23 protein-coding genes, 1 other RNA gene and 1 pseudogene are annotated in these 25,666 nt (G+C 57.7%); 14 read left to right on the plus strand and 11 right to left on the minus strand.

Annotated features, from left to right (window positions below; all coding sequences use genetic code 11):
* A partial coding sequence (locus CER19_RS27310; protein ID WP_133298370.1) for an IS3 family transposase occupies positions 1-276 on the minus strand: 276 nt, incomplete at its 3' end.
* Entirely contained in the window at positions 273-815 is a 543-nt protein-coding gene (locus tag CER19_RS27315; RefSeq protein WP_116668661.1) for a helix-turn-helix domain-containing protein, read from the minus strand. The genes CER19_RS27315 and CER19_RS27310, both read right to left, overlap by 4 nt.
* A 330-nt stretch (positions 816-1,145) precedes the next feature.
* Between CER19_RS27315 and CER19_RS27320 the strand changes: the two genes are divergently transcribed.
* Entirely contained in the window at positions 1,146-2,468 is a 1,323-nt protein-coding gene (locus CER19_RS27320; protein WP_116668662.1) for a hypothetical protein, read from the plus strand.
* On the opposite strand, the pseudogene CER19_RS27325 reads toward CER19_RS27320, so the two are convergent.
* The 5 genes and pseudogenes from CER19_RS27325 to CER19_RS27345 form a co-directional block, all read right to left on the minus strand.
* Positions 2,454-2,639 (minus strand): annotated as a pseudogene (locus CER19_RS27325) (integrase arm-type DNA-binding domain-containing protein); the annotation flags it as partial. The gene CER19_RS27320 and the pseudogene CER19_RS27325 sit on opposite strands and share 15 nt — an antisense overlap.
* Positions 2,640-2,824: 185 nt before the next feature.
* Positions 2,825-3,221: a transfer-messenger RNA gene (gene ssrA / locus CER19_RS27330) on the minus strand.
* A 94-nt stretch (positions 3,222-3,315) separates the two neighbouring features.
* Complete coding sequence (locus CER19_RS27335) at positions 3,316-3,594, minus strand: hypothetical protein (RefSeq protein ID WP_116668663.1); 279 nt, start codon at positions 3,592-3,594, stop codon at positions 3,316-3,318.
* A gap of 136 nt (positions 3,595-3,730) precedes the next feature.
* Positions 3,731-6,541, minus strand: a complete 2,811-nt coding sequence (locus CER19_RS27340; RefSeq protein WP_116668664.1) for an FAD-binding and (Fe-S)-binding domain-containing protein — start codon at positions 6,539-6,541, stop codon at positions 3,731-3,733.
* Between the two features lie 70 nt (positions 6,542-6,611).
* Complete coding sequence (locus CER19_RS27345; protein ID WP_116668665.1) at positions 6,612-8,306, minus strand: lactate permease LctP family transporter; 1,695 nt, start codon at positions 8,304-8,306, stop codon at positions 6,612-6,614.
* A 251-nt stretch (positions 8,307-8,557) separates the two neighbouring features.
* Between CER19_RS27345 and CER19_RS27350 the strand changes: the two genes are divergently transcribed.
* Entirely contained in the window at positions 8,558-9,325 is a 768-nt protein-coding gene (locus CER19_RS27350) for an FCD domain-containing protein (RefSeq protein ID WP_116668666.1), read from the plus strand.
* 27 nt (positions 9,326-9,352) lie between these two features.
* Here the strand turns inward: CER19_RS27350 and smpB are convergent, their stop codons facing one another.
* On the minus strand, positions 9,353-9,835 hold the full coding sequence (smpB, locus tag CER19_RS27355; RefSeq protein ID WP_003176160.1) for an SsrA-binding protein SmpB: 483 nt from the start codon (positions 9,833-9,835) through the stop codon (positions 9,353-9,355).
* A gap of 167 nt (positions 9,836-10,002) precedes the next feature.
* Between smpB and CER19_RS27360 the strand changes: the two genes are divergently transcribed.
* Positions 10,003-10,437, plus strand: coding sequence for a type II toxin-antitoxin system RatA family toxin (locus tag CER19_RS27360; RefSeq protein WP_003194226.1), 435 nt, complete (start codon positions 10,003-10,005; stop codon positions 10,435-10,437).
* Positions 10,430-10,732, plus strand: coding sequence for an RnfH family protein (locus CER19_RS27365; protein ID WP_116668667.1), 303 nt, complete (start codon positions 10,430-10,432; stop codon positions 10,730-10,732). Before CER19_RS27360 ends, CER19_RS27365 begins: the two co-directional genes overlap by 8 nt.
* A 304-nt stretch (positions 10,733-11,036) precedes the next feature.
* On the opposite strand, the gene CER19_RS27370 is transcribed toward CER19_RS27365, so the two are convergent.
* A complete protein-coding gene (locus CER19_RS27370; RefSeq protein ID WP_019817954.1) occupies positions 11,037-11,564 on the minus strand; it encodes an outer membrane protein assembly factor BamE in 528 nt (175 codons plus the stop codon).
* A gap of 98 nt (positions 11,565-11,662) precedes the next feature.
* On the opposite strand from CER19_RS27370, the gene fur reads away from it, so the two are divergent.
* A complete protein-coding gene (fur, locus tag CER19_RS27375; RefSeq protein ID WP_003194220.1) occupies positions 11,663-12,067 on the plus strand; it encodes a ferric iron uptake transcriptional regulator in 405 nt (134 codons plus the stop codon).
* Between the two features lie 86 nt (positions 12,068-12,153).
* Here fur and recN read toward each other — a convergent pair whose 3' ends face one another.
* Positions 12,154-13,827, minus strand: a complete 1,674-nt coding sequence (recN, locus tag CER19_RS27380; protein WP_003194217.1) for a DNA repair protein RecN — start codon at positions 13,825-13,827, stop codon at positions 12,154-12,156.
* A 254-nt stretch (positions 13,828-14,081) separates the two neighbouring features.
* On the opposite strand from recN, the gene grpE reads away from it, so the two are divergent.
* The 8 genes from grpE (at position 14,082) to CER19_RS27420 (ending at position 24,555) form a co-directional block, all read left to right on the plus strand.
* Entirely contained in the window at positions 14,082-14,642 is a 561-nt protein-coding gene (gene grpE / locus CER19_RS27385) for a nucleotide exchange factor GrpE (protein ID WP_003194215.1), read from the plus strand.
* A gap of 102 nt (positions 14,643-14,744) precedes the next feature.
* Positions 14,745-16,667 (plus strand): molecular chaperone DnaK, encoded by a 1,923-nt coding sequence (gene dnaK / locus CER19_RS27390; protein ID WP_116668668.1) that lies wholly within the window; start codon positions 14,745-14,747, stop codon positions 16,665-16,667.
* 317 nt (positions 16,668-16,984) lie between these two features.
* Positions 16,985-18,109, plus strand: a complete 1,125-nt coding sequence (dnaJ, locus tag CER19_RS27395) for a molecular chaperone DnaJ (RefSeq protein ID WP_116668669.1) — start codon at positions 16,985-16,987, stop codon at positions 18,107-18,109.
* Between the two features lie 10 nt (positions 18,110-18,119).
* Complete coding sequence (gene dapB / locus CER19_RS27400) at positions 18,120-18,926, plus strand: 4-hydroxy-tetrahydrodipicolinate reductase (RefSeq protein ID WP_116668670.1); 807 nt, start codon at positions 18,120-18,122, stop codon at positions 18,924-18,926.
* Positions 18,927-19,185: 259 nt separating this feature from the next.
* Positions 19,186-20,322, plus strand: coding sequence for a glutamine-hydrolyzing carbamoyl-phosphate synthase small subunit (gene carA / locus CER19_RS27405; protein ID WP_003194208.1), 1,137 nt, complete (start codon positions 19,186-19,188; stop codon positions 20,320-20,322).
* Between the two features lie 105 nt (positions 20,323-20,427).
* Positions 20,428-23,649, plus strand: a complete 3,222-nt coding sequence (gene carB, locus CER19_RS27410; RefSeq protein WP_003194205.1) for a carbamoyl-phosphate synthase large subunit — start codon at positions 20,428-20,430, stop codon at positions 23,647-23,649.
* Complete coding sequence (gene greA, locus CER19_RS27415) at positions 23,646-24,122, plus strand: transcription elongation factor GreA (RefSeq protein ID WP_005791494.1); 477 nt, start codon at positions 23,646-23,648, stop codon at positions 24,120-24,122. Before carB ends, greA begins: the two co-directional genes overlap by 4 nt.
* Before the next feature lie 28 nt (positions 24,123-24,150).
* Entirely contained in the window at positions 24,151-24,555 is a 405-nt protein-coding gene (locus CER19_RS27420; RefSeq protein WP_116668671.1) for an MFS transporter, read from the plus strand.
* Positions 24,556-24,564: 9 nt separating this feature from the next.
* Here CER19_RS27420 and CER19_RS27425 read toward each other — a convergent pair whose 3' ends face one another.
* Positions 24,565-24,873, minus strand: a complete 309-nt coding sequence (locus CER19_RS27425) for a YhbY family RNA-binding protein (RefSeq protein WP_003176146.1) — start codon at positions 24,871-24,873, stop codon at positions 24,565-24,567.
* 106 nt (positions 24,874-24,979) lie between these two features.
* Here CER19_RS27425 and rlmE point away from each other — a divergent pair, with 106 nt between their 5' ends.
* Positions 24,980-25,630 (plus strand): 23S rRNA (uridine(2552)-2'-O)-methyltransferase RlmE, encoded by a 651-nt coding sequence (gene rlmE / locus CER19_RS27430; protein ID WP_014719954.1) that lies wholly within the window; start codon positions 24,980-24,982, stop codon positions 25,628-25,630.
* Positions 25,631-25,666 lie beyond the last annotated feature (36 nt).

Raw genomic sequence — 25,666 nt, forward strand, 5'->3', positions numbered from 1 at the left:
AGAGCGATATTTCTTCACTTTGACCAGCGACTTGAGGCCTATCATCTGCATCAGCCGATACACCTTTTTGTGATTGATCAACTCACCACTGTTTCCAAGGGTCGCGGCGATGCGGCGGTAGCCGTAACGCCCCTTATGCCTGTGATAGACGCTGCGGATGCGATCTTTAAGGCCGGCATCCTTGTCGGTTAGCAGTGTTTTACTTTGGTAATAGAAGGTGCTGCGTGCAAGTGCCGCAGCACGTAGCAACAGAGCAAGTGGATGCTCATGCCTCAATCCTTGGACGGCCTGCGTTTTTTTGGCTGCGCAGTAAGGGGATCCGCTTGGATTAAGGCATCGAGCTTTTTTAGATAGGCATTCTCCGCGCGCAGATAAGCCAGTTCTGCGAGCATTTGTGCAGGGGTCAGTTCTGCGTCCGCAGGAAGAGCAGGACTTGCTTTGGGTTGCCTGGAAGGTTTGCGGGGCATGCTGGACTCTTTAAGACGATGCGGTTGTAGTGCTTCTACACCGCCTTCATCGTACAGCTTTCGCCACTGCCTGATACTACTTGGACCACGGATATCAAACCGTATACAGGCCTGTTGGTCCGACAGCCCGTCTTGTTTGATGCACTGCAAAACCTTCAATTTAAACTGGGCATCGTAATGGCTGTACTTGGCAATCAAGCCAGAGGCGCCGTGCTTTTCAAAACCCTTGACCCAGCGACGAAGCAGCGATGGACTCAAGCCATGCTTGAGGGCCACCTCATGAACACTACTGGCAGACAGACACTCTTCAATCAGTGATTGCTTGAGTGCTAGGTTGTATTTCGTCATGGAACACCCTCCCGAGGGGGTCAGGTGTCCAACATTCGGGGGGCAGTTCAGGACGACTCACCATTATGGCTTGTGTCAGCAGATAAAAAGGCTCTGAGATCGGGATACCTGATGCGGCAACAGTCCGATACAAAAAATTGAAGACGGCATCTACGATTTTCCCAGCAGGACTGGTGGCCTGGTAGGTTTCTATTCTTCGGCCTTTTTGGGCGGGGTTCTGAGTTGGACCCGAGGGGCGTGTGTCAAATTACACCCTGTAACGCAATTGAAGGTTGTACAGACATCGAGACGAGTGTAAGAATTTCAAATAATTGATGGCAGGAGTCGTTTGTGACGGACCATGATGAAGTTGCGGAGGACAAGAAAACGCTGATTCAAAAAAGTCCTAAGTATGCCTTGGCCGTATGGGCCAAGCAGAACGAGCTATCCCCGGAAATTATTCAAGAAAAAAGAGAGATTGCCCTGAGGTTGGCAATTGAAGGGATCGCTGATGGCTCGATAGATTCGCTTGATGGTGTTGAATCGCCGTTGTCGCGAAAAATTCAAGCTCATCATGGAGTTGATTTATTTGAGATGAACAGAAATTGGGTCGAAACAGCACAGGACTGGAAGTGCCCATGCTGCGATCGAGGCAAATTTGAAATTTCGAGAATTGGTGGTAAGAGGCAAATTTTAGCGAAATTAGTCGAGCATCATGATCATATGGCTGACGCACTGAAAGCTGCCTTTAATAAGGTGTTTGTTGTGAGTGGTACGGACAAGCCCACCAGTACCGGCTTAGCACTTGTTGAACGGATGGCGCCTGCGTTTTCAGCTTACCCTCCAGTTTTGATTTGCGAAGATTGTAATAATGCAGATGCTGCTGCAAAGAAGATTATCTCGAATGCGGGGCGCAAGATCGAATGGCAGTCATTCTCTATTGGGCAAATTCGTCGTTTCATCATCATCCGGGAGCACGCTCCACATAGCATAGATGTAGCCAGATTTTTAGAACTCTGGGGGCTCGTTCGCCCCGCTTACGTTGCGCGAATGAACCTCGTATACGAAGTGGCAAAGGCAGCGGTGCTACAAGACTATTGGTTTGAAAGATATCAAGGCGAAGCAATGGCGGTGCCTACTCTGTCCAATGGATTCCAGCGATATAACGGACTGGAGTTAGTTAGCGGCGAGGCGCTCGTTCGTGAAATGGCGAAAAGCACTGTTAAACACTCGTCAAACTACAGTCGATGGCGCACGGAAGAGTCGCGTCCGGGAGACAAGCCACCCCAAAATTTCTTAGTTATTATAGAGTCGCTGCCGGGATGTGCCCGGATGTGGGCAGAACTTGCGGATAGTTGGAAATGCCCCGTTTGTGAGCGCTCTAAGTATGAGGTTGTTAGTTATAAAAAAGGAAAAATTAGCTTTCATACTCACTTGCCGACCCTATATAGCCAAACTTGGAAATCTCAAGGGCATATTTGCATGGGGTGTTTCAATGTTGTGGCGGCTATGAAGCGAGAGCTGGAAAAAGGCCGTGGTATAAAAGTAGGATATACATTCGACTGCATTACACCTGATGAACTACGCGCTATCATCCAAGCGAGGCCCCATTCCCCGCCTTTGGTGGACTCGGAAATGGCGGAAGTGCTAATGAACAAGTGGCAGTTGCGTTAAGTTGATACGGCTCCTGGTCAACGGCTCGCGGTAATTGAAATTCCACATCATCGAGCCGCTGGCGCGTACTCGAAGCTGTAAGCCATCGCCGTCGCTGAGGACGAAGTCTTTACCAGTTGCCTTGACTGCCTTGAGCTGGCGATCGGAGAGGCGGGTTGCGTTAGTAGGCATGGGGCTACCTCCAGCACCGTTTTGGTATCCTGAAAATAGCATTTGCTAGTCCGGGATACTACCTGGGATACCAAAGCAGCTGGAACTCAGAAACCCTCCAAAGCTCCCGTAAGCGCTGAAATCCCCGTATTTACTGGATTTCAGGCACAAAAAAAGACGTCCGTGGACGTCTTTAGATGATGAAGTGGTGGAGCCGGGGGGATTTGAACCCCCGTCCGCCAGTACTCCGCTGTCGGTACTACATGCGTAGCCGTTTCTATTAAGTTAACCCTCAGCGACCCGAAGGGCAGGGTGCTTTGGGCGAGTTGTGTAAGTTTTAGCCGCTTCGTCCACAACGTACTGCACGGCGATTCTGTTCTATATGACAATCACTTTGGGTTTACAGACATCCCCTGGTGATTGCTGGACCCGAAGGTACCAGAAGCTCAGGGCTAAGGCTGCTTACGCAGCGAGAGCGAATTCCTGGCCGTAGTTTTCGTCATTGGCAACTATAAGAAGTTGCAACAGTGGATTTACGAGTTCTGTTACCAACTCGGCATGCACCTAAAGTTTCGCGACCGGCGTCGAATCCTAAACGGCCCCGTGCTTGTAACTCGTTGTTTCTTAGTGAGTGACAAGCCTGTGCAGTGTACGCCAAAAGCTTGGCGAAGGCCAACCCGAAGGTTGGCCCTATCGCTTACTGGCCGCCTTTCTCGCTGTTCTGCAGGTCTTGCAGGGCCTTGGAGGTGATTTCGATGCACTTCTTGTCATCACCTGCGGCGTGGGCGGCCTTGGCCTGGGAGACGGCGGTGTCTATTTCGCCACTTTTACCGCTGGTGTCGGTGGCGAGCAGGGCTTTACCGTTGTTGATTTTGTCCAGGTTGATCTGGCACAGGTCTTTGTCACCGGCGGCGAAAGCGGGGGGGGCGAGCATCGCAGCGGTCATGAACAAGCCAACAAGAGCGGAACGCTTCATAGGGTGTCTCCTTGCGCAAAAGGGCTCGACGCTGCTGGCGTGCAACCGCTGCCAGCGACATCACTGATGGGCCTCGTTTGTCGAGGCCTATGCAGATGACTGCGCCGGTGCGTCAGGGTTCGGTTTTTTTGCCGGGTCAATGGGCGCGGGCGCTGGTGACTCGGTCTACCAAGTAGACCAGGCCGTGGTAGTCGATGCCGCCATGCTGGCTCAGGCCGATCTCGCAGGTGCGGCTGGTGGAGATGCCTTCGCTGCAATATTGCACGGCGTCCTTGAGCGAGCGCAGGGAGTGGGCGTTGAGCTCCGGCGTGGTGAAGCCTTTGTCACCGGCAAAGCCGCAGCAGTGAATGCCTTCGGGGATTACCACGGTTTTTGCGCAGCGGCGTGCCAGTTCGATCAGGGCCTGGCTCTCGCCCAGGTGTTGGGTGCTACAGGTGACGTGCACGGCGATGGGCGCTTCCTGGGGCGTGAAGTCGAGGCGGTCCATCAGGTGGGTGCGGATAAAGCGCACGGGGTCGTAGAGGTCCAGGCGCGTTTCTCCCAACTCTTGCACCAAGCGCAGGGTGCAGGGGCTGGTGTCGCAGTAGATCGGGTCGAGGCCGCCGCGGCTGGCGTGGAGCAGGGCGCCGATCAGTTCCTGGCGCTTGTGTTCGGCCTGCTCGGCGTAGCCTTTGGATGCGAAGGGTTGGCCGCAGCAGAGGCTGTCCTGGTTATCGGGGAAGACCACCTGGTAGCCGGCTTTTTCCAGCAACTGGCGGGTTTTGTCGTACAGCGACATTTGCTCTTTATCGCCGGCTGCCGGGCCCATGGCGCGGGAGACGCAGGCGGCCAGGTACACTACACGCGGGCGCGCGTCCGTCACCGCGGGGCTGAAGCGGATGACTTTTTCGGGCTGTGGCATGGCGTTTGTCCACTGCGGAATTTGCCCTTTGGACAGCTTGGTCAGCGTGCTCGAGAGCTTGGCCAGCCGTGGAGCGCCCAGCAGCATGCGCGCACCGTTGGCGACGTGCAGGGTAAAGCGCGCACCTTGCAGCGCGATGGCGAAATGGCTGGCGAGCCAGTCGGCGGTTTTCGTACGGTCGGCCTCGCGGCTGCGCAGCTTTTTCACCAGGTCGCCGGTATTGATGCCTACAGGGCAACGTTGCGCGCATAAGCCAGTGGCGGCGCAGGTGTCGATGCCCTGGTAGTGGTAGGCCGCTTCCAGTTCGGTGGTGCCCACGCCTGCGCGTTTTTTGGCCTGGATGTCGCGCCAGATCACGATGCGCTGGCGCGGGCTCAGGGTCAGGCCTTTTGACGGGCACACCGGCTCGCAGAACCCACACTCGATGCACTTATCCACAAGCTCATCGGCGGCGGGCAACGGCTTAAGGTGCTTGAGGTGGATCTGCGGGTCTTCGCTGAGCACCACATCCGGGTTGAGGATGCCGTTAGGGTCGAGCAGGCGCTTGAGTTGCCACATCAATTGATAGGCGTCGCTGCCCCATTCCAGTTCAACGAACGGCGCCATATTGCGGCCGGTGCCGTGTTCGGCCTTCAGCGAGCCACCGAACTCCACGGCCACCAGTTGCGCGACGTCGTCCATGAACGCTTGATAGCGTGCGACTTCTTCGCTGCTGTTGAAGCCTTGAGTGAACACAAAGTGCAGATTGCCTTCCAGGGCATGTCCGAAAAGGATGGCTTCGTCGTAGTGATGTTTGTCGAACAGTGCGATCAAGCGATTCACACCAATCGCCAATTGTTCGACTGGGAAGGTCACGTCTTCGATGATCACGGTGGTGCCGGTTTTGCGTACGGCGCCTACGGCGGGGAAGGTGTCTTTGCGGATGGCCCACAGGCGTGCGTTTTCCAGTGGGTCTTCGGTGAAGTCGACTTGTTGCTCCACGGGAAACGCCGCCAGGGACGCCATGATGCGCGTCAGTTGTTCGTGCAGCAGCGTTGGCGAAGCGGCGCGGGATTCGATCAGCAGGGCGCAGGCGTTTTCCGATAGGTGCTGTACGAAAGCAGGCATGCCCGGTTTGTCCTGTACCGAGCGCATGCTGCGTCGGTCCAGCAGTTCAACGGCGGAGACTGGCTGGGTTTTCAGCACGGTGACTGCGTTGCAGCAGGTTTCGACATCCGGGAAGACGATCAGCGCCGAGGCTTTGTTGGGGTGATCAATCACGGTGTCGTAGGTGACCGCACTGATAAACCCCAGGGTGCCCTCGGAGCCGACTAGCAGGTGGCTGAGGATATCCAGCGGGTCATCGAAATCCACCAAGGCATTGAGTGACAGGCCGGTGGTATTTTTCAGTCGGTATTTATGGCGGATCCTTGCCGCCAGCTCAGTATTTGCCCGTGTTTCGCGACCCAACAGGGCCAGGCGTTCAAGCAGTGCGCCATGTGACTGGCGGAAGGCTTGCACGCTGGCGGCATCTTCGGTGTCCAGGCGGCTGCCATCGGCCAGCACCAAGCGGATGCCCGCCAGGGTGTGGTAGGTGTTTTGCGCCGTGCCGCAGCACATGCCACTGGCATTGTTGGCGACGATACCGCCGATCTTGCAAGCATTGATGGATGCCGGGTCCGGCCCGATCTTGCGCCCGAACGGTGCGAGCCAGGCATTGGCCTGGGCGCCGATGACGCCGGGTTGCAGGCGGATCTGTGTGCCTTGCCCGCGAATTTCGCGGTGGTTCCAGTTATCACCCAGCACGATCAGTACCGAGTCGCTGATGGCCTGGCCCGAGAGGCTGGTGCCTGCGGCACGGAAGGTCACCGGTACGCGGTCGCGCTGGGCCAGTTGCAGCAGTGTTACCACTTCGTCTTCTGACTCCACTCGGATCACCAACTGTGGGATCAGTCGGTAGAAGCTGGCGTCGGTGCCGAAGGCGAGGGTGGAAAGTGGATCGTCGAAGCGGCGATCTTGCGGGATCAGTTGTGCGACGTCGCTCAGGAAAGCAGCAGGCAGGCTCATCGGTCCTCCAGAAATAGCAGACGCCGGAAGGATGCTCCGGCGTCGATTCTTACCCTATTACGTGCAGGTCTCAGTGCACCAGCATACCGGTGAACCAGTACGCCTGCGCCAAGGTGATCAGCCCGACGATGGTGGCAAAAAACAGGCTGTGCTTGAGGGTAAAGCGGAACAGGTCGGATTCCTTGCCCACCAGGCCGGTGGCGGCGCAGGCCACGGCGATTGATTGCGGCGAGATCATTTTGCCGGTCACGCCACCGCTGGTGTTCGCGGCTACCAGCAGGGTGTCGTTGACGCCGATCTGGTGAGCGGTAGTGGCTTGTAGTGAGCTGAACAGGGCGTTGGATGAGGTATCGGAGCCTGTCAGGAAAACTCCCAGCCAGCCAAGGAATGGCGAGAAGAAAGGGAAGGCAGCACCGGTGCCGGCCAGAACCAGGGCCATGGTCGAGGACATGCCGGAGTAGTTGGGGACGAAGGCGAATGCGAGGACCATGCCGATGGACAGGATCGGCCAGCGCAGCTCAAAGAAGGTCTCTTTTAAAGTGGTAAGACCAGTTTTGACATCGATTTTCAACACCAGCATGGAGACCAGTGCCGAGAAGAAGATCGCAGTGCCGGTGGCCGAAATCGGGTCCAGCTTGAATACGGCCGGGATGGCGGTCGGGTTGGTCACGATGGGCGCGACTTTAACCACCAGTTGATCCAGGTGCGGGATCGCAAAATTGAACACCCAGCCGTACATCGAACCGCCCGCGGCGAACAGGGCCTTGAAGGGTTTGAGGGTCCAGATGGTCACCAGTACGGTGAGGATCAGGAATGGCGACCAGGCCTTGAAAATTTGCCCCAGGCTGTAGGGCGAAACCACGGTGTTGCGTGGCAAACCGAAGCCGCCGGCGCTGGAAGTAACCGCTACGCTGGAGGTGGCGCCGGCAATTTGTGCGCCTGCGGTGCGCTTGGGTTGCCAGACTTTCAGGAACAGCGTCAGGGCAATCAGGCTGGCGAGTGCCGAGGTAATGTCCGGCAGTTCCGGGCCAATGAAGTTCGAGGTGAAATATTGGGTGACGGCAAAGCTCAAGCCCGCCACCAAGGCTGCCGGCCAGGTTTCGCGAACGCCGCGCAGGCCGTCCATCATGAACACCAGCCAGAACGGCACGAACAGCGACAGCAGCGGCAGTTGGCGGCCGGTCATGGCGCCAATCTTGAACGCATCAATACCGGTGACCTGGCCGGCGACGATGATCGGAATGCCCAATGCGCCGAAAGCCACGGGCGCGGTATTGGCAATCAGGCACAAGCCGGCGGCGTACAGCGGGTTGAAGCCCAGGCCCACCAGCAGCGCGGCGGTGATCGCCACGGGCGCGCCGAAACCGGCCGCACCTTCCAGGAAGGCGCCAAAGCAAAAACCGATCAACAACACCTGCAAGCGCTGGTCGTCGGTGATCGACAAAACGGAGCTGCGGATGATTTCGAACTGACCGCTCTTGACCGTCAATTTGTACAGGAATACCGCCGCGACGATGATCCAGGCGATGGGCCACAGGCCGTAGGCAAAACCATAACCGGCCGCAGCCAGCGCCATGTCTACTGGCATCTGGAAGGCGAAAATAGCGACCAGGATCGACAGGGCCAGGGTGATGCTGCCGGCCACATGGCCTTTGAGGCGGAACACGGCCAGCGCCAGGAAGAAGAATACGATGGGAATGACGGCGGCCAGTGCGGACAGGCCGAGGCTGCCGAGTGGGCTGTAAAGCTGTTGCCAGGTTTGCATATGGGGTGGCCCCTGATTGTTGTTGTTTGGTGAGCTTGGGTAATTGGTAATACCAATTTACAATCGCTGTGGGCTAGATTAAGAGCCTGGGCAGGGGTGTGTCAATTTGCCGCCTGCGAAACTTTGGTCGTAGGTCGGGAGGCGGGGTGTTCTGATCGGCGAAATTGAAGGCGTTCTGATAGGTGCTGCCGGCACGTCGATAGGCCAGAATAGGGGCCCCGGCGAGTGGTCGGGATGGTGGAGAGTGAGTTATGGGGTTTGATCAGGTGCGTCAGCGCCGTTTGTCTGACGATATTGTCGAGCAGCTTGAGGGGATGATTCTCGAGGGCACGCTGAAGTCGGGCGAGCGCTTGCCGGCCGAGCGCGCGTTGGCTGAGCGCTTTGGTGTGTCGCGCCCATCGTTGCGTGAGGCGATTCAGAAGCTGGCGGCCAAGGGGTTGCTGGTCAGTCGCCAGGGGGGTGGCAACTATGTGGTGGACTCCCTGGGTTCGACCTTCAGCGATCCGCTGTTGCACTTGTTGGAAAGCAATCCCGAAGCGCAGCGCGATCTGCTGGAGTTTCGCCAGACCCTGGAGGCTTCGTGTGCCTACTACGCGGCGTTACGCGCCACTGAGGTTGACCGTGAACGCCTGACCGCAGCGTTTGAGGCGTTGCAGGATTGCTATGCGCGAGCCGACGAGGTGAGCCGAGTGGAGGAGGGCGCTGCGGATGCAAGGTTTCACTTGGCGATTGCCGAAGCCAGTCATAACGCCGTGTTGCTGCACACCATCCGCGGGCTGTTCGACCTGCTCAAGCGTAACGTGGTGACGAATATTGGTGGCATGTACCAGCAGCGTACTGAGACCCGCGACATGCTGATCAATCAGCACCGGGACTTGTACCTGGCCATCATCGAGGGGCGGGCCGAGCAGGCGCGCGAAGTCTCGACACGACATCTGCTGTATGTGCAGGAGGTGTTGGCGGAGGTGCGTCAGGAGGTTCAGCGCGTGGCTCGGGCGGAGCGGCGCAAAGGGATGTAGCCCGCGTGGGCTACATCGTCACAAGGATTACTCTTCCTTGCCTTTGTTGCGCACGGCGCGATGCAGCTCGCGATTGGAATCGCGCTCGCGTTCGGTGTCGCGCTTGTCGTATTCCTTTTTGCCCTTGCCCAATGCGATCTCGCATTTGACCAGGTGCTTGCTCCAGTACCAGGACAAGCAGATGCACGCGTAGCCTTTTTGCTGCACGGCTGCGGCGAGCTTTTCGAGTTCGCGGGCATTGAGCAACAACTTGCGCGTACGCACCGGGTCGGCAATCACGTGGGTGCTCGCGGTGGTCAGCGGGGTGATATGACTGCCAAGCAGCCATGCCTCGCCATCCTTGAGCAGCACATAGCTGTCGACCAGCTGCAGTTTGCTGGCACGCAGACTTTTTACTTCCCAGCCGGCCAGGACCAGACCAGCCTCGAACCGATGTTCGATGAAGTAATCGTGTCGCGCTTTTTTATTTTGCGCGATGGTCCCTGTGGGGTGTTTCTTTTGTTTAGCCATAGGGGCGGCATTATAGGGAGTTGCGAGCGTGTCGGCTACGGTCAACCTGTGTGCTTGAGCGAGTTGGGCGAATCCCGGACAATGCGGGCAGTTCTTTGGTTTTTTTCTCTCGCGGATTGGGCTGTTCTTTCGCGATGTTTGCCTTAAGCAGTGGAAGTAACGCTCACATGACGACGCATATTCAACGTTCGGCCCTGTTGCCCTATCCGGCGCAGGCGCTCTATGACCTGGTCAACGACGTGGCGCGTTACCCGGAGTTTCTGCCTTGGTGCTCGACAGCCGAGGTTCTGGAGAGCAGTGACGAGCACATGGTTGCCAGTGTGGGGGTGGCCAAGGGCGGCCTCAGCCAGCATTTTGTGACGCGCAATGTGCTGGTGCCGGGCCAGTCCATCGAAATGAACCTGCAGGAAGGGCCGTTCACCCAACTGCACGGTGTGTGGGTGTTCAAGGCGTTGACGGACAAGGCCTGCAAGATCAGCCTGGATCTTTCGTTTGATTATGCCGGGCCAATTGTTCGTGCGACTTTAGGGCCTTTGTTCAATCAGGCAGCCAATACCCTGGTGGACGCGTTCTGTCAGCGCGCCAAGCAACTGCATGGTTGAGATTGAGGTGGTGTTCGCCGCTGAGGATCGCCAGGTGTTGCTGGGGGTAAAGGTGGCTGAAGGCACTAGTTTGCGCGAGGCGGTGCGGGCGTCGGGAATGGCGGCGCATTTTCCTAATGTTGATCTGGCTGATTGCCCGCTGGGTATATTTGGCAAGGTTGTCGTGGATGCCGGGGCGCGTTTCGTACAAGCGGGCGACCGTATTGAGATCTACCGGCCTTTGCTGGCCGACCCTAAAGAGGTGCGCAGGTTGCGCGCGGCCAAGGCGGCATTGGCCAGGCAAACGAATTCTTGAGCTTGCCAAATGGCAGCCTAGCTATCTGGAACGCCGCGATCCAACTGTGGGAGCTGGCTTGCCTGCGATGATGCCCTGTTAGCCAGCGCATATCTACCTGATACCCGCGATCCAAATGTGGAAGGGACGGTCCCGTTAACGGATATGTACTCGATCTGATCCAAGATCCTGGTTGACTGTCAGATCGCTTTCGCAGGCAAGCCAGCTCCCACAGGTTCAGCGTCGCACCAAGGTTATGTAGATGCCTATGTAAATGGCAGGCAACAAAAAGCCCGGCATGCCGGGCTTTTTATCGATCGCAAAATTATTGCGGGCTGGTGTCCAGAGGCTCGGGCGTCGGGACGGGCACGGTTTCCACGTTGTCGATGTCTTTCTGGATGGTGTCCAGCAACGAACCTGGCTTGGCCGGTACCTCGGATTTTGGCTTTTCGGCTTCCTGCGCAGGGGCGGTCACGTTGGTGCCGCTGTCCTTGCCCAGCAAGGCTTCATCGCGGCTTACGCCGGGCATGAAGTCACCGGACAGGCTCACGAGCTGGTCATTGCCATTGAAGATGACACTGACGCGCTCCTGCTGGCGTTCACCGCCACCAGGCTGCAGGCTGTAGAGATAATCCCAGCGATCGGCATGGAAAGTGTCGGTCAGCAGGGGGTTACCCATGATAAACCGTACTTGCCGTCGGGTCATTCCCGGGCGTAACTGGTCTATCATGTCCTGCGTGACGACATTGCCCTGCTGGATGTCGATTTTGTAAACCCCGGGGAATGAACAACCGGCGAGTGCGAGCAGTCCCACAAAGGTGAAACTGGTTAGCAAGAGCTTGGTGTTTTGCATCGGTGGGCGACTTCCACTATCTTGGCTGGGACAACGTAAACGCCGATCATACCCGTATTAAGAGAAGCTGCGAAGCAGCATCCGCGAGAAAGCTAACCATGGTTGAAAATAGCGAACTACGCAAAGCCGGTCTCAAAGTGACTCTGCCACGAGTCAAGATTCTACAAATGCTCGATTCTGCTGAGCAGCGCCACATGAGTGCCGAAGATGTTTACAAGGCACTGATGGAGTCTAACGAGGACGTCGGCCTGGCCACGGTCTACCGTGTACTGACCCAGTTTGAAGCCGCAGGGCTGGTGGTTCGTCATAATTTCGACGGCGGTCATGCGGTGTTTGAATTGGCTGACGGTGGTCACCATGACCACATGGTTGACCTGGATACCAATGAGGTTATCGAGTTCACCAGCCCTGAAATCGAAGCGCTGCAGCACAAGATTGCTGAGGAGCATGGGTTCGATTTGGTCGACCACAATCTCGTGTTGTACATCCGTAAGAAAAAGTAAAAATCGACGCAGTTTTGCTTTGCGAAACGATTGAAGGCGACCCTCGGGTCGCCTTCGTGCTTTCTATAAGAGGGAAAAGTCTCACTTCAAGCCTTCGCGGCCACCACCATTTTTTTCGCGTGAGCCAAGGACTCCTTGGTCAAGTCGATACCGCCGAGCATCCGCGCCACTTCTTCCACCCGTTCCGACTTGTTCAGCTTGGAGACGGCTGTGTGTGTCGCGTCACTGCCGCGTACCTTATGCACAAACAGGTGCTGATGCCCTTGGGCTGCCACTTGCGGCAAGTGGGTCACCGTAAGCACCTGGCCGCGATCCCCCAGGCGACGCAGCAATTGGCCAACAATTTCTGCGGTCGGCCCGCCAATGCCCACATCCACTTCATCGAATACCAGGGTGGGTACGCGTGAGGTCTGAGCGGTAATCACTTGGATCGCCAGGCTGATCCGCGAGAGTTCGCCGCCGGAGGCCACTTTGGCCAGGGCCTTGAGCGGTTGCCCGGGGTTGGCACTCACCAGCAGTTCGACATGCTCCAGCCCATGGGGCTGCAATTCTTGACTGGCGTTGGGATGCAACTCGATGGTGAAGCGCCCGCCTGGCATGCCCAGGCGCTGGATTTCAAGCTCAACGGCGCTTGCCAGGCTAGTAGCTGCCTGCTGGCGCAGAGCGCTCAGCTCCCGGGCTTTTTCCTGATAATGACGGGCAAACGAAGCGAGCTCCTCGCCCAGTCGTTCGATGGATTCGTCGTTCGCGTTGAGTGTTTCGATTTCATCCAGCAGTTTCTGCTGCATGGTTGCGACTTCAGTCGGCTGGATTCGATGCTTGCGAGCCAGGGTATAAATAGTGTCCAGGCGTTCTTCTATTTCCTGAAGGCGAGCTGGGTCGGCGTCGAAATGGTCCAGGAAACGATTGAGTTCGCCCACGGCCTCTTCAACCTGGATCTGCGCGCTGGTCAACAGCGTGGTCGCTTCACTCAGTGAGCCGGAAGCATTGTTCACGCTGGACAGGCGGTTGAGGCTGGCGGTCAGTGCGTTGAGCACATTGCCGGAGTCGCTCTCGCTACATTGTTCGACCACCTGGCGGCAGATGCCCAGCAGGGTCTCGGCGTTGGTCAGGTTCTTGTGTTCCTGCTCAAGTTGCTCCAGCTCTGTCTCACCCAGGCCCAGACTCTCGAGCTCTTCCAGTTGATAGCTGAGCAACTGGTGGCGGGCGCGTTGTTCGTCGCCGGAGTTGGAAAGGCGTTCCAGTTCCTGGCGTGTCTGGCGCCAGCGTTGGGCTGCCAGTTGAACTTGCCGGGAAAGATCGGTGGCGCCGGCGTACTCATCGAGCAGGCGACGGTGGGTATCGGTTTTCAGCAGGGATTGGTGTTCGTGCTGACTGTGGATATCGATCAGCAACTCGCCCAGGGCTTTCAAGTCTCCCAGTGGGCAAGGCGTGCCGTTGATATAGCCGCGTGAGCGCCCCTCGGCCGTGATCACCCGACGCAGAATGCAGGGGCCTTCATTATTAAGGTCGCGCTCGGCCAGCCATGCTTCGGCTTCGGGGATGTCCGCCAGGTCGAAGGTGGCCAGGATGTCAGCCTTGTCGGAGCCAGGGCGTACCACGCCACTGTCGGCGCGGTCGCCAAGCGTCAGGCCGAGGGCGTCGAGCATGATCGACTTGCCGGCGCCGGTTTCGCCTGTGATTACGCTCATCCCGCGATCAAGTTCAAGATCCAGATGTTCAACGATGGCGTAGTTATGTACAGACAGGTGCACGAGCATGACGGCCGCTCCCAGGCTTTAGGTCTGGTTATTTATACAGTGTTTTGTTCAGGCCTGACAATCCTGCCGCTTAGCTCGATTTGCTTGATTAGCGATTTTTTTTAGCGCGATGTGGAATGAGCATGAAGGAAATGATCCAGGTCAATCGAAAGACTTTTGGTAACGCCTGCGCCCTTGAACCTGAAAATTGTGGCCCCATATACCGGAGCAGAAGCGCGAGTTGAGTTCGCGCATGATTTTGAAAGGAGAAATCTATGGCTGACGAACAGACGCAGGATACGCAAACTCCAGACGCCAATTCGGCTGCCGGTGATGAGCTGGCGACTCGTGTGCAAGTGCTCGAAGAGCAATTGGCCGCTGCGCAGGATCAATCGTTGCGTGTTGCCGCCGATCTGCAGAACGTCCGCCGCCGTGCCGAGCAGGATGTAGAGAAGGCTCACAAGTTCGCGCTGGAAAAATTCGCCGGTGACCTGCTGCCGATCATCGACAGCCTGGAGCGTGGTCTTGAGTTGTCCAACCCGGACGATGAAAACATCCGCCCAATGCGCGAAGGCATCGAGCTGACCCTGAAAATGTTCCAGGACACCCTGAAGCGTTATCAGTTGGAAGCTATCGATCCGCAAGCTGGCGAGCCGTTCAATGCTGAACATCACCAAGCCATGGCCATGCAGGAAAGCCATGACCTGGAACCCAATAGCGTGATCAAGGTGTTCCAGAAGGGTTACCAGCTCAACGGTCGCCTGATGCGTCCGGCAATGGTGGTGGTGAGCAAGGCTCCTGCACCCGTTGCGCCTTCTATTGATGAGCAGGCTTGAAATTCGCCGCAAGGCCCCCATTTATAAGTCAAGCGTTTAAGTGCTACCGCAGTTAGCCAAAACTGCTGCGGCAACCAAATTCAAGTTTCGGGAGAGTAAATCATGGGCAAAATTATCGGTATCGACCTGGGGACCACCAACTCCTGCGTCTCCGTGCTGGAAAACGGCGTTGCAAAAGTTATTGAAAACGCCGAAGGCGCACGTACCACTCCGTCGATCATCGCTTACGCCAACGACGGTGAAATCCTCGTCGGTCAATCGGCCAAGCGTCAGGCGGTGACCAACCCGCACAACACCCTGTACGCGGTAAAGCGTCTGATCGGTCGTAAGTTCGACGAAGAAGTCGTACAGAAAGACATCAAGATGGTGCCTTACAAAATCGCCAAGGCCGACAACGGTGACGCCTGGGTTGAAGTGAACGGCCAGAAAATGTCGCCGCCGCAAATCTCGGCTGAAATCTTGAAAAAGATGAAGAAGACCGCCGAAGACTACCTCGGTGAAGCAGTGACTGAAGCGGTGATCACCGTTCCTGCCTACTTCAACGACAGCCAGCGCCAGGCCACCAAAGACGCCGGCCGCATCGCGGGCCTGGATGTAAAACGTATCATCAACGAACCAACCGCAGCCGCGCTGGCTTACGGTATGGACAAGGCCAAGGGCGACCACACCGTGATCGTTTACGACCTGGGTGGCGGTACGTTCGACGTCTCCGTGATCGAGATCGCAGAAGTTGACGGCGAGCACCAGTTCGAAGTGTTGGCCACCAACGGTGACACCTTCCTGGGTGGTGAAGACTTTGACATTCGTCTGATCGACTACCTCGTTGACGAATTCAAGAAAGAAAGCGGCATGAACCTCAAGGGTGACCCGCTGGCCATGCAGCGCCTGAAAGAAGCCGCTGAAAAAGCCAAAATCGAGCTGTCTTCCGCTCAGTCGACTGACGTGAACCTGCCGTACATCACTGCAGACGCTACCGGTCCTAAGCACTTGAACGTGAAGATCTCGCGTTCCAAGCTCGAAGCACTGGTTGAAGACCTGGTTCAGCGCACCATCGAACCTTGCCGCATCGCGCTGAAAGACTCCGGTATCGACGTTGGCTCTATCAACGACGTGATCCTGGTGGGCGGTCAGACCCGTATGCCGCTGGTTCAGAAGCTGGTCACCGAGTTCTTCGGCAAAGAAGCCCGTAAAGACGTGAACCCGGACGAAGCCGTTGCCATGGGTGCTGCCATCCAGGGTGCTGTACTGGCCGGTGACGTGAAAGACGTGCTGCTGCTGGACGTAAGCCCGCTGACCCTGGGTATCGAAACCATGGGCGGCGTGATGACTGCGCTGATCGAGAAAAACACCACGATTCCTACCAAGAAATCCCAGGTGTTCTCGACTGCCGATGACAACCAGGGCGCCGTGACTATCCACGTGCTGCAGGGCGAGCGTAAGCAAGCCGCACAGAACAAGTCCCTGGGCAAGTTCGACCTGGCTGAGATTCCACCAGCACCACGTGGCGTGCCACAAATCGAAGTGACCTTCGACATCGACGCTAACGGCATCCTGCACGTCGGCGCGAAAGACAAGGCCACCGGCAAAGAGCAGAAGATCACCATCAAGGCCAACTCCGGCCTGTCTGATGAAGAAATTCAACAGATGATCCGTGATGCTGAAACCAATGCTGAAGCGGACAAGAAGTTCGAAGAGTTGGCAGGCGCCCGTAACCAGGGTGACGCCCTGGTTCACTCGACGCGCAAAATGATCGCTGATGCTGGCGACAAAGTGACGGACGAAGAGAAAACCGCAATCGAAGCGGCAGTGGTTGCCCTGGAAGCCGCCATTAAAGGCGACGACAAGGCTGCCATCGAAGCCAAGGTTGAGGAGCTGTCGAAAGTCTCTGCGCCAGTGGCTCAGAAAATGTACGCCGAGCAAGGCCAGCCGGCTGACGGCGCTGCGCAACAAGCAGAGCCTGAAGCCAAGCACGACGATGTTGTCGATGCCGAGTTCGAAGAAGTCAAACCCGAAGACAAGAAGTAACTTTGTCGCCCGGTTGACCGCGCATAAGCGGTGACTGGTAGGATGTCGCCGCGCGGGAGCTTGCTCCCGCGTTGGCGTGTCTGGGGTATGCGAATTTTTACAGCATGCGACAACGCTCGGATGCTGGCGGTGTGAACGGGAATGCTCCTGCTTTCCGAATGACAGTCACCGCGTTTTTGGCCGGCTCCCTGGCTGAAAGCAGTAATGACCAGGATCGTTGAATTGACGTGAGTTGGGTCCGGGCCTGTATTGGGGCTCAACGAGTTTGGCAGGGTTCAGGAGGGCCAGGTCGAACGTCCTTAAGAGTGCAAAGACTTATGGCAAAGCGTGACTATTACGAAGTATTGGGTGTGGAGCGTGGCGCCAGCGAGGCGGACCTGAAGAAGGCCTACCGTCGCCTGGCGATGAAGCACCACCCGGACCGTAATCCGGATAACAAAGAATCCGAAGAGATGTTCAAAGAGGCCAACGAGGCCTACGAATGCCTGTGTGATCCCAATAAGCGTGCGGCGTACGACCAATATGGCCATGCTGGCGTCGACCCGAGCATGGGTGGCGGCGGTGCCGGTTTTGGTGGCCAGAACTTCTCCGATATTTTCGGCGACGTATTCAGTGACTTCTTCGGCGGCGGCCGTGGCGGCCAGCGTGGCGGCCCTCAGCGCGGCAGCGACCTACGCTACACCCTGGAGCTGAACCTGGAAGAAGCCGTGCGCGGTACCAGTGTCAATATCCGTGTGCCGACGCTGGTCAACTGCAAACCGTGCGACGGCTCGGGTGCGAAGAAAGGCTCCTCGCCGATCACGTGCCCGACCTGCGGCGGTATCGGGCAGGTACGCATGCAGCAGGGCTTCTTCTCGGTGCAGCAAACCTGCCCGCGTTGCCATGGCCAGGGCAAGATCATTTCCGATCCGTGCGACTCCTGCCACGGCGAAGGCCGCGTCGAAGAGTACAAGACGCTGTCGGTGAAAGTGCCGGCGGGGGGGGATACCGGTGATCGTATTCGCCTGTCGGGCGAAGGCGAGGCGGGTGCCCAGGGCGGCCCTACGGGCGACCTGTACGTGGTGATCAATGTGCGCGAGCACTCGATCTTCCAGCGCGACGGCAAGCATTTGTTCTGCGAAGTGCCGATCAGCTTTGTTGATGCGGCCCTGGGTGGCGAGCTGGAGATTCCGACGCTGGATGGTCGGGTCAAGCTCAAGATTCCCGAGGGAACTCAAACCGGCAAGCAGTTCCGCATTCGTGGCAAAGGCGTTGCGCCCGTGCGCGGCGGTGGTGCGGGCGATCTGATGTGTCGTGTGGCGGTGGAAACCCCGGTCAACCTGGGCCGTCGTCAGCGCGAATTGCTCGAAGAGTTCCGTAGCTCGTTGGAAGGCGATGACTCGCATTCGCCGAAGACCACGGGCTTCTTCGACGGTGTAAAACGCTTCTTCGGCGACCTGTAAGGATTTGAATATGCGACGTATAGCCGTAATGGGCGCTGCCGGGCGCATGGGCAAGACGCTGGTCGAGGCGGTGCAGCAGCGCTCGCCGGCCTCCGGGCTGACGGCGGCGATTGTTCGCCCAGGCAGTACGTTGATCGGCGCGGACGCAGGTGAGTTGGCCTCGTTGGGTCGCATCGGTGTTTCGCTGTCTGGCAACCTCGAGCAGGTGGCTGACGAGTTCGACGTGCTGATCGACTTCACCCTGCCGGAAGTGATGCTGAAAAATCTGGCCTTCTGCCGCAAGGCAGGCAAGGCCATGGTGATCGGTACGACCGGTTTGAATGCCGAGCAGAAACAGTTGCTGGTGGAGGCGGGCAAGGATATTCCGATCGTCTTCGCGGCCAATTTCAGCGTGGGCGTAAACCTGTCGCTGAAATTGCTGGACCTGGCGGCGCGTGTGCTGGGGGATGAGGCGGATATCGAGATTATCGAGACCCATCATCGCCACAAGATCGACGCGCCTTCGGGTACTGCGTTGCGCATGGGCGAAGCCATCGCGGATGCGCTGGGTCGCGATCTGTCGAAAGTGGCGGTGTACGGGCGTGAGGGCCATACCGGTGTGCGCGCGCGTGACACCATTGGTTTTGCCACTGTGCGCGGTGGTGATGTGGTTGGTGATCACACGGTGCTGTTTGCTACCGAGGGCGAGCGCCTGGAAATCACCCATAAAGCCTCCAGCCGCATGACTTTCGCCAAGGGCGCGGTGCGTGCTGCACTCTGGTTGGAAGGACGTGAGTCGGGCCTGTACGACATGCGTGACGTGCTGGACCTGCACTAAGCAGTAGCTAAAACGGGGCCTCAGGATTATCCTGTAGCCCCGTTTTTACCCGCTAAGCGACGTCCTGTCGCATTCTCCTGCCTTTAAGGCTCATTAGCGGTGGACCAAAAAAGCCTTTTTCTGTAAGCTACAGCTTTAGTGTGTCCACTAAAAGCGCGCAGAATAATTCAGTGAAGAAGCGGGGTGACGTGTCCATACGTCACTCCGCTTTTTTACAACCTGCGATCGCCCTTTCAGGCTTTATTTACGGGAGGTCTTCTTGACTAAGCCAGCCATACTCGCCCTTGCTGATGGCAGCATTTTTCGCGGCGAAGCCATTGGAGCCGACGGTCAAACCGTTGGAGAGGTGGTGTTCAACACCGCCATGACCGGCTATCAGGAAATCCTTACCGATCCTTCCTACGCCCAACAGATCGTTACCCTGACCTATCCGCACATCGGCAACACCGGCACTACGCCGGAAGATGTCGAGTCTGATCGTGTCTGGTCGGCGGGCCTGGTGATTCGTGACCTGCCACTGGTTGCGAGCAACTGGCGTAACACGATGTCGCTGTCCGATTACCTGAAAGCCAATAACGTTGTGGCGATCGCCGGTATCGATACGCGCCGCCTCACGCGCATCCTGCGTGAAAAAGGCTCACAGAACGGCTGCATCATGGTCGGTGACAATATCTCCGAAGAGGCGGCGATTGCCGCGGCGCAAGGCTTCCCTGGCCTGAAGGGCATGGACCTGGCGAAAGTCGTCAGCGTCAAAGAGAAGTACGAATGGCGTTCCACTGTGTGGGATCTGAAGACCGACAGCCACGCGACTATCGAGGCTGCCGATCTGCCTTACCACGTGGTCGCCTATGACTACGGCGTCAAGTACAACATCCTGCGCATGCTGGTCGAGCGCGGTTGCCGCGTGACCGTGGTGCCCGCGCAAACCCCTGCCAGCGATGTGCTCGCAATGCAGCCGGACGGTGTGTTCCTGTCCAACGGCCCGGGTGACCCTGAGCCATGCGACTACGCTATCCAGGCCATCAAGGATGTGCTGGAGACCGAGATTCCGGTGTTCGGTATCTGCCTTGGCCACCAGCTGCTGGCTTTGGCCTCCGGCGCCAAGACCCTGAAAATGGGGCACGGCCACCACGGTGCCAACCACCCGGTACAAGATCTGGACACCGGCGTTGTGATGATCACCAGCCAGAACCACGGTTTTGCGGTGGATGAAGCCTCCCTGCCGAGCAACGTGCGCGCCATTCACAAGTCGCTGTTCGACGGTTCCCTGCAGGGCATCGAGCGCACCGACAAGAGCGCGTTCAGCTTCCAGGGCCACCCTGAAGCCAGCCCGGGCCCGAACGACGTAGCGCCGCTGTTCGACCGTTTCATCAATGAGATGGCCAAGCGACGCTGACTGAGTGGCCTGCGGGCGGCCCCGGATTGCGGTGGCCCCCACAGGCTCTTCAAAGATTGTTCAAGACGGCTTGCCGACTGACCTGCGGATTTGAGTGACAAACCCATGCCAAAACGTACAGACATAAAAAGCATCCTGATTCTCGGCGCTGGCCCGATCGTGATCGGCCAGGCCTGCGAATTCGACTACTCCGGCGCCCAGGCCTGTAAAGCCCTGCGCGAGGAGGGCTACCGCGTCATCCTGGTGAACTCCAACCCAGCGACCATCATGACCGACCCGGCCATGGCTGACGCCACCTACATCGAGCCGATCAAGTGGCAGACGGTTGCCAAGATCATCGAGAAAGAGCGTCCTGACGCACTGCTGCCAACCATGGGCGGCCAGACCGCTCTGAACTGCGCCCTGGACCTGGAGCGCGAAGGCGTCCTGGAAAAGTTCGGCGTAGAGATGATCGGTGCCAATGCCGACACCATCGACAAGGCTGAAGACCGTTCGCGTTTCGACAAGGCCATGAAGTCCATCGGCCTGGCGTGCCCGCGTTCCGGTATCGCCCACAGCATGGAAGAGGCCAACGCGGTCCTCGAGACCCTGGGCTTCCCATGCATCATCCGTCCGTCCTTCACCATGGGTGGCACCGGCGGTGGTATCGCTTACAACCGTGAAGAGTTCGAAGAGATCTGCGCGCGTGGCCTGGACCTGTCGCCGACCAAAGAGCTGCTGATCGACGAATCGCTGATCGGCTGGAAAGAATACGAGATGGAGGTTGTCCGCGATAAGAAGGACAACTGCATCATCGTCTGCTCCATCGAAAACTTCGATCCGATGGGCGTGCACACCGGTGACTCGATCACCGTAGCTCCGGCGCAGACCCTGACCGACAAGGAATACCAGATCCTGCGTAACGCCTCCCTGGCGGTACTGCGCGAGATCGGCGTTGAAACCGGCGGTTCCAACGTTCAGTTCGGCATCTGCCCGGACACCGGCCGCATGGTCGTGATCGAGATGAACCCACGTGTATCGCGTTCTTCTGCGCTGGCCTCGAAAGCCACCGGCTTCCCGATTGCGCGTATCGCTGCCAAGCTGGCTATCGGCTACACCTTGGACGAGCTGCAAAACGAAATCACCGGCGGCGCTATGCCGGCGTCTTTCGAGCCGTCTATCGACTACGTTGTGACCAAGCTGCCACGCTTTGCCTTCGAGAAGTTCGCCAAGGCTGATGCGCGCCTGACCACCCAGATGAAGTCTGTCGGTGAAGTCATGGCAATCGGCCGTACTTTCCAGGAATCCCTGCAGAAAGCGCTGCGCGGTCTGGAAGTCGGCGTTTGCGGCCTGGACGAAAAGCTCGACCTGAGCAACCCGGAAAGCATGAGCATCCTCAAGCGCGAGCTGACCGTGCCGGGCGCTGAGCGTATCTGGTATGTGGCTGACGCCTTCCGTGCCGGCCTGAGCGTCGAAGATATCTTCGGCATGAACATGATCGACCCGTGGTTCCTGGTGCAGATCGAAGATCTGATCAAGGAAGAAGAGAAGGTCAAGACGCTTGGCCTGTCGTCTATCGATCGCGACTTGATGTTCCGCCTCAAGCGCAAAGGCTTCTCCGACCAGCGTCTGGCCAAGCTGCTGGGTGTGACCGAGAAGAACCTGCGTACTCATCGCCACAAGCTGGATATTTTCCCGGTCTACAAGCGCGTTGACACCTGCGCCGCAGAATTCGCCACCGACACGGCCTACATGTACTCAACTTATGAAGAAGAGTGCGAAGCCGCGCCGACAGGCCGCGACAAGATCATCATCCTGGGTGGCGGTCCGAACCGTATCGGCCAGGGCATCGAGTTCGACTATTGCTGCGTACACGCCGCCCTGGCCCTGCGCGAAGACGGGTACGAGACCATCATGGTCAACTGCAACCCGGAAACGGTTTCCACCGACTATGACACGTCCGACCGCTTGTACTTCGAGCCGGTAACGCTGGAAGACGTATTGGAAATCTGCCGCGTCGAGAAGCCTAAAGGCGTAATCGTCCAATACGGCGGCCAGACCCCGCTGAAGCTGGCGCGTGCCCTCGAAGCCGCTGGCGTGCCGATCATCGGTACCAGCCCGGATGCGATTGACCGTGCCGAAGACCGTGAGCGTTTCCAGCAGATGGTTGAGCGCTTGAACCTGCGTCAGCCGCCGAACGCCACCGTGCGCAGCGAAGACGAAGCCATCCGCGCGGCCAGCAAGATCGGCTACCCGCTGGTGGTGCGTCCGTCCTACGTACTGGGCGGCCGGGCGATGGAAATCGTCTACGAAGAAGAAGAACTCAAACGCTACCTGCGTGATGCGGTGAAAGTCTCCAACGACAGCCCGGTGCTGCTGGATCACTTCCTCAACTGCGCCATCGAAATGGACGTGGACGCGGTGTGCGACGGTACTGACGTAGTGATCGGCGCCATCATGCAGCACATCGAACAAGCCGGTGTTCACTCTGGTGACTCCGCATGCTCGCTGCCGCCGTACTCGCTGCCGGCGCACATCCAGGACGAGATGCGCGAGCAGGTCAAGAAGATGGCCCTGGAACTGGGCGTTGTCGGCCTGATGAACGTACAGTTGGCGCTGCAAGGCGAAGACATCTACGTCATTGAAGTCAACCCGCGTGCTTCGCGTACCGTACCGTTCGTGTCCAAGTGCATCGGTGTGTCCCTGGCCATGATCGCTGCACGTGTGATGGCTGGTAAGACCCTGAAGGAAATCGGCTTTACCAAGGAAATCATTCCGAACTTCTACAGTGTGAAAGAGGCGGTGTTCCCGTTCGCCAAATTCCCTGGCGTGGACCCGATCCTGGGCCCAGAGATGAAGTCCACCGGTGAAGTGATGGGCGTGGGTGATACCTTCGGTGAAGCGTTTGCCAAGGCCCAGATGGGTGCCAGCGAAGTGCTGCCGACCGGTGGTACTGCGTTTATCAGCGTGCGTGATGACGACAAGCCACTGGTTGCAGGGGTTGCCCGCGATCTGATCAACTTGGGCTTTGAAGTCGTGGCTACCGCCGGGACCGCCAAGCTGATCGAAGCTGCCGGCCTGAAAGTACGTCGCGTGAACAAGGTGACGGAAGGCCGTCCGCATGTGGTCGACATGATCAAGAATGACGAAGTCACCCTGATCATCAACACCACCGAAGGTCGTCAGTCGATCGCGGACTCCTATTCCATTCGTCGTAATGCCTTGCAGCACAAGATTTACTGCACCACTACCATTGCTGCTGGCGAAGCTATCTGTGAAGCGCTGAAGTTCGGTCCGGAAAAGACCGTGCGTCGCTTGCAGGATCTACACGCAGGATTGAAGGCATGATCAAATACCCAATGACCGTCCAGGGCGCCAAGGCCCTGGAAGAGGAACACGCCCATCTGACCAAGGTCGTACGTCCAAAGCTGAGCCAGGACATCGGTACGGCCCGCGAGCTGGGCGACTTGAAGGAAAACGCCGAATACCACGCTGCTCGCGAGCAGCAGGGTATGGTCGAGGCGCGGATTCGTGACATCGAAGGCCGTATGCAGAATGCGGTGATCATCGATGTCACCACCATCCCGCATACCGGTAAGGTGATTTTCGGCACGACCGTGGAAATCGCCAACGTCGAGACCGACGAAAGCGTGACCTACCAGATCGTGGGTGAGGATGAGGCTGACTTCAAGCAAGGCAAGATCTCTGTCGGCTCGCCGATTGCTCGCGCCTTGATTGCCAAGGAAGAAGGCGACGTCGTTGCCGTGAAAACGCCGAGCGGCGTCATTGAGTACGAGATTGTCGAAGTTCGTCACATCTGAAAGACGGCGCCCGCTGCGTGCGGGCGCCATGCTTTGGCAGCTCTCTCAGATGCTTTGGGTGGGCGGTCTATGGCTGTTACATATTGGTGTGTTGCCGGCGTTGGGCCTGATTGGCCTGGCGCCGCTGCTGATCGACGAGATCGACGGATTGCTGAGTGCGCTGCTGGTGGGTTTTGCGGCGGCGTGCGTGATGCTTCAGGTGTTGGTGCTGATCAAGGCCGAAGGCTTGAAGAGTTTGTGGCGGGATATTCGCGGGCAACTGCTGTTGATGGCGCTGTATGCATGCGCAATGTTTTGCGTGGTGCATGTATGGCTGCCGCAAGCGTTGCGCTGGCAGTTGTTCAGCTATCTTGTGCTAGGGTTCTCTGGCTTGGTGCTGGTTATGCAACCTGCGCCGGGATGGAGTGGCGGGGCGCGCGAAGCACGCCCTTGACCCTTTTCATCATTTGAAGCGATGAACGTTCGACAGTTGCTTGTTGACGCTGAAGTTCTTGCGATACAACAGCGCCATCTTGCCGATGACCTGAACCAGGTCCGCTTTGCCCACCTTGCACAGTTCTGCAACGGCGGCCAGGCGCGCTTCGCGATCAAGGATGTTGACCTTGATCTTGATCAGTTCGTGATCGTTCAGTGCACGCTCGAATTCGGCTAGCACACCCTCAGTCAAACCGTTGTCTGCCACAATCAGAACTGGTTTCAGATGGTGGCCAATGGATTTGTACTGTTTCTTCTGCTCTTGAGTGAGCGGCATAATCTGACCCCTGCGTCTGATCTTGTAAAAAGCGGCGGCCAGTTTACCCGAGCGAGTCCGGGACCGCCCAGTTAATCACGACCCGTTTTATTTTTCGAGGTGGCCCGTGGCCCGTTCCAAAACCAGCCTTAAGTGGCTACAAGAACATTTCAATGATCCTTACGTCAAAAAGGCGCAAAAGGACGGCTACCGTTCCCGGGCCAGCTACAAGCTGCTGGAGATCCAGGACAAGGACAAATTGATCCGTCCAGGCATGAGCGTTATCGATCTCGGCGCGGCCCCCGGTGGCTGGTCCCAGGTGACCAGTCGTCTGATTGGTGGGCAAGGCCGATTGATCGCTTCCGACATCCTCGAGATGGACAGCATCCCGGACGTGACCTTTGTTCACGGCGATTTCACCGAGGACAAAGTATTGGCCGAGATCCTGGAGGCTGTGGGAAATTCGCAGGTAGACCTTGTGATTTCCGACATGGCCCCCAATATGAGTGGATTACCGGCTGTTGATATGCCGCGTGCCATGTTCCTGTGTGAACTGGCGCTGGATTTGGCAGGTCGGGTGTTGCGTCCGGGTGGCGATTTCCTGGTGAAGGTCTTCCAGGGCGAAGGTTTCGACGAGTACCACAAGAACATTCGCAAGTTGTTCGACAAGGTGCAGACCCGCAAACCGGACTCTTCCCGTGACAGGTCCAGGGAGCAGTATCTGCTGTGCCGTGGCTTCCGCGGCGTAGAAGGCGCTGCGAGCGAAGAGCGTTTTTGAGAAATTCGAGGAGGGCGATAGGTTTTTTTATATCGC

The organism is Pseudomonas sp. GL93 (assembly GCF_003408955.1).
GTDB lineage: Bacteria > Pseudomonadota > Gammaproteobacteria > Pseudomonadales > Pseudomonadaceae > Aquipseudomonas > Aquipseudomonas paracarnis.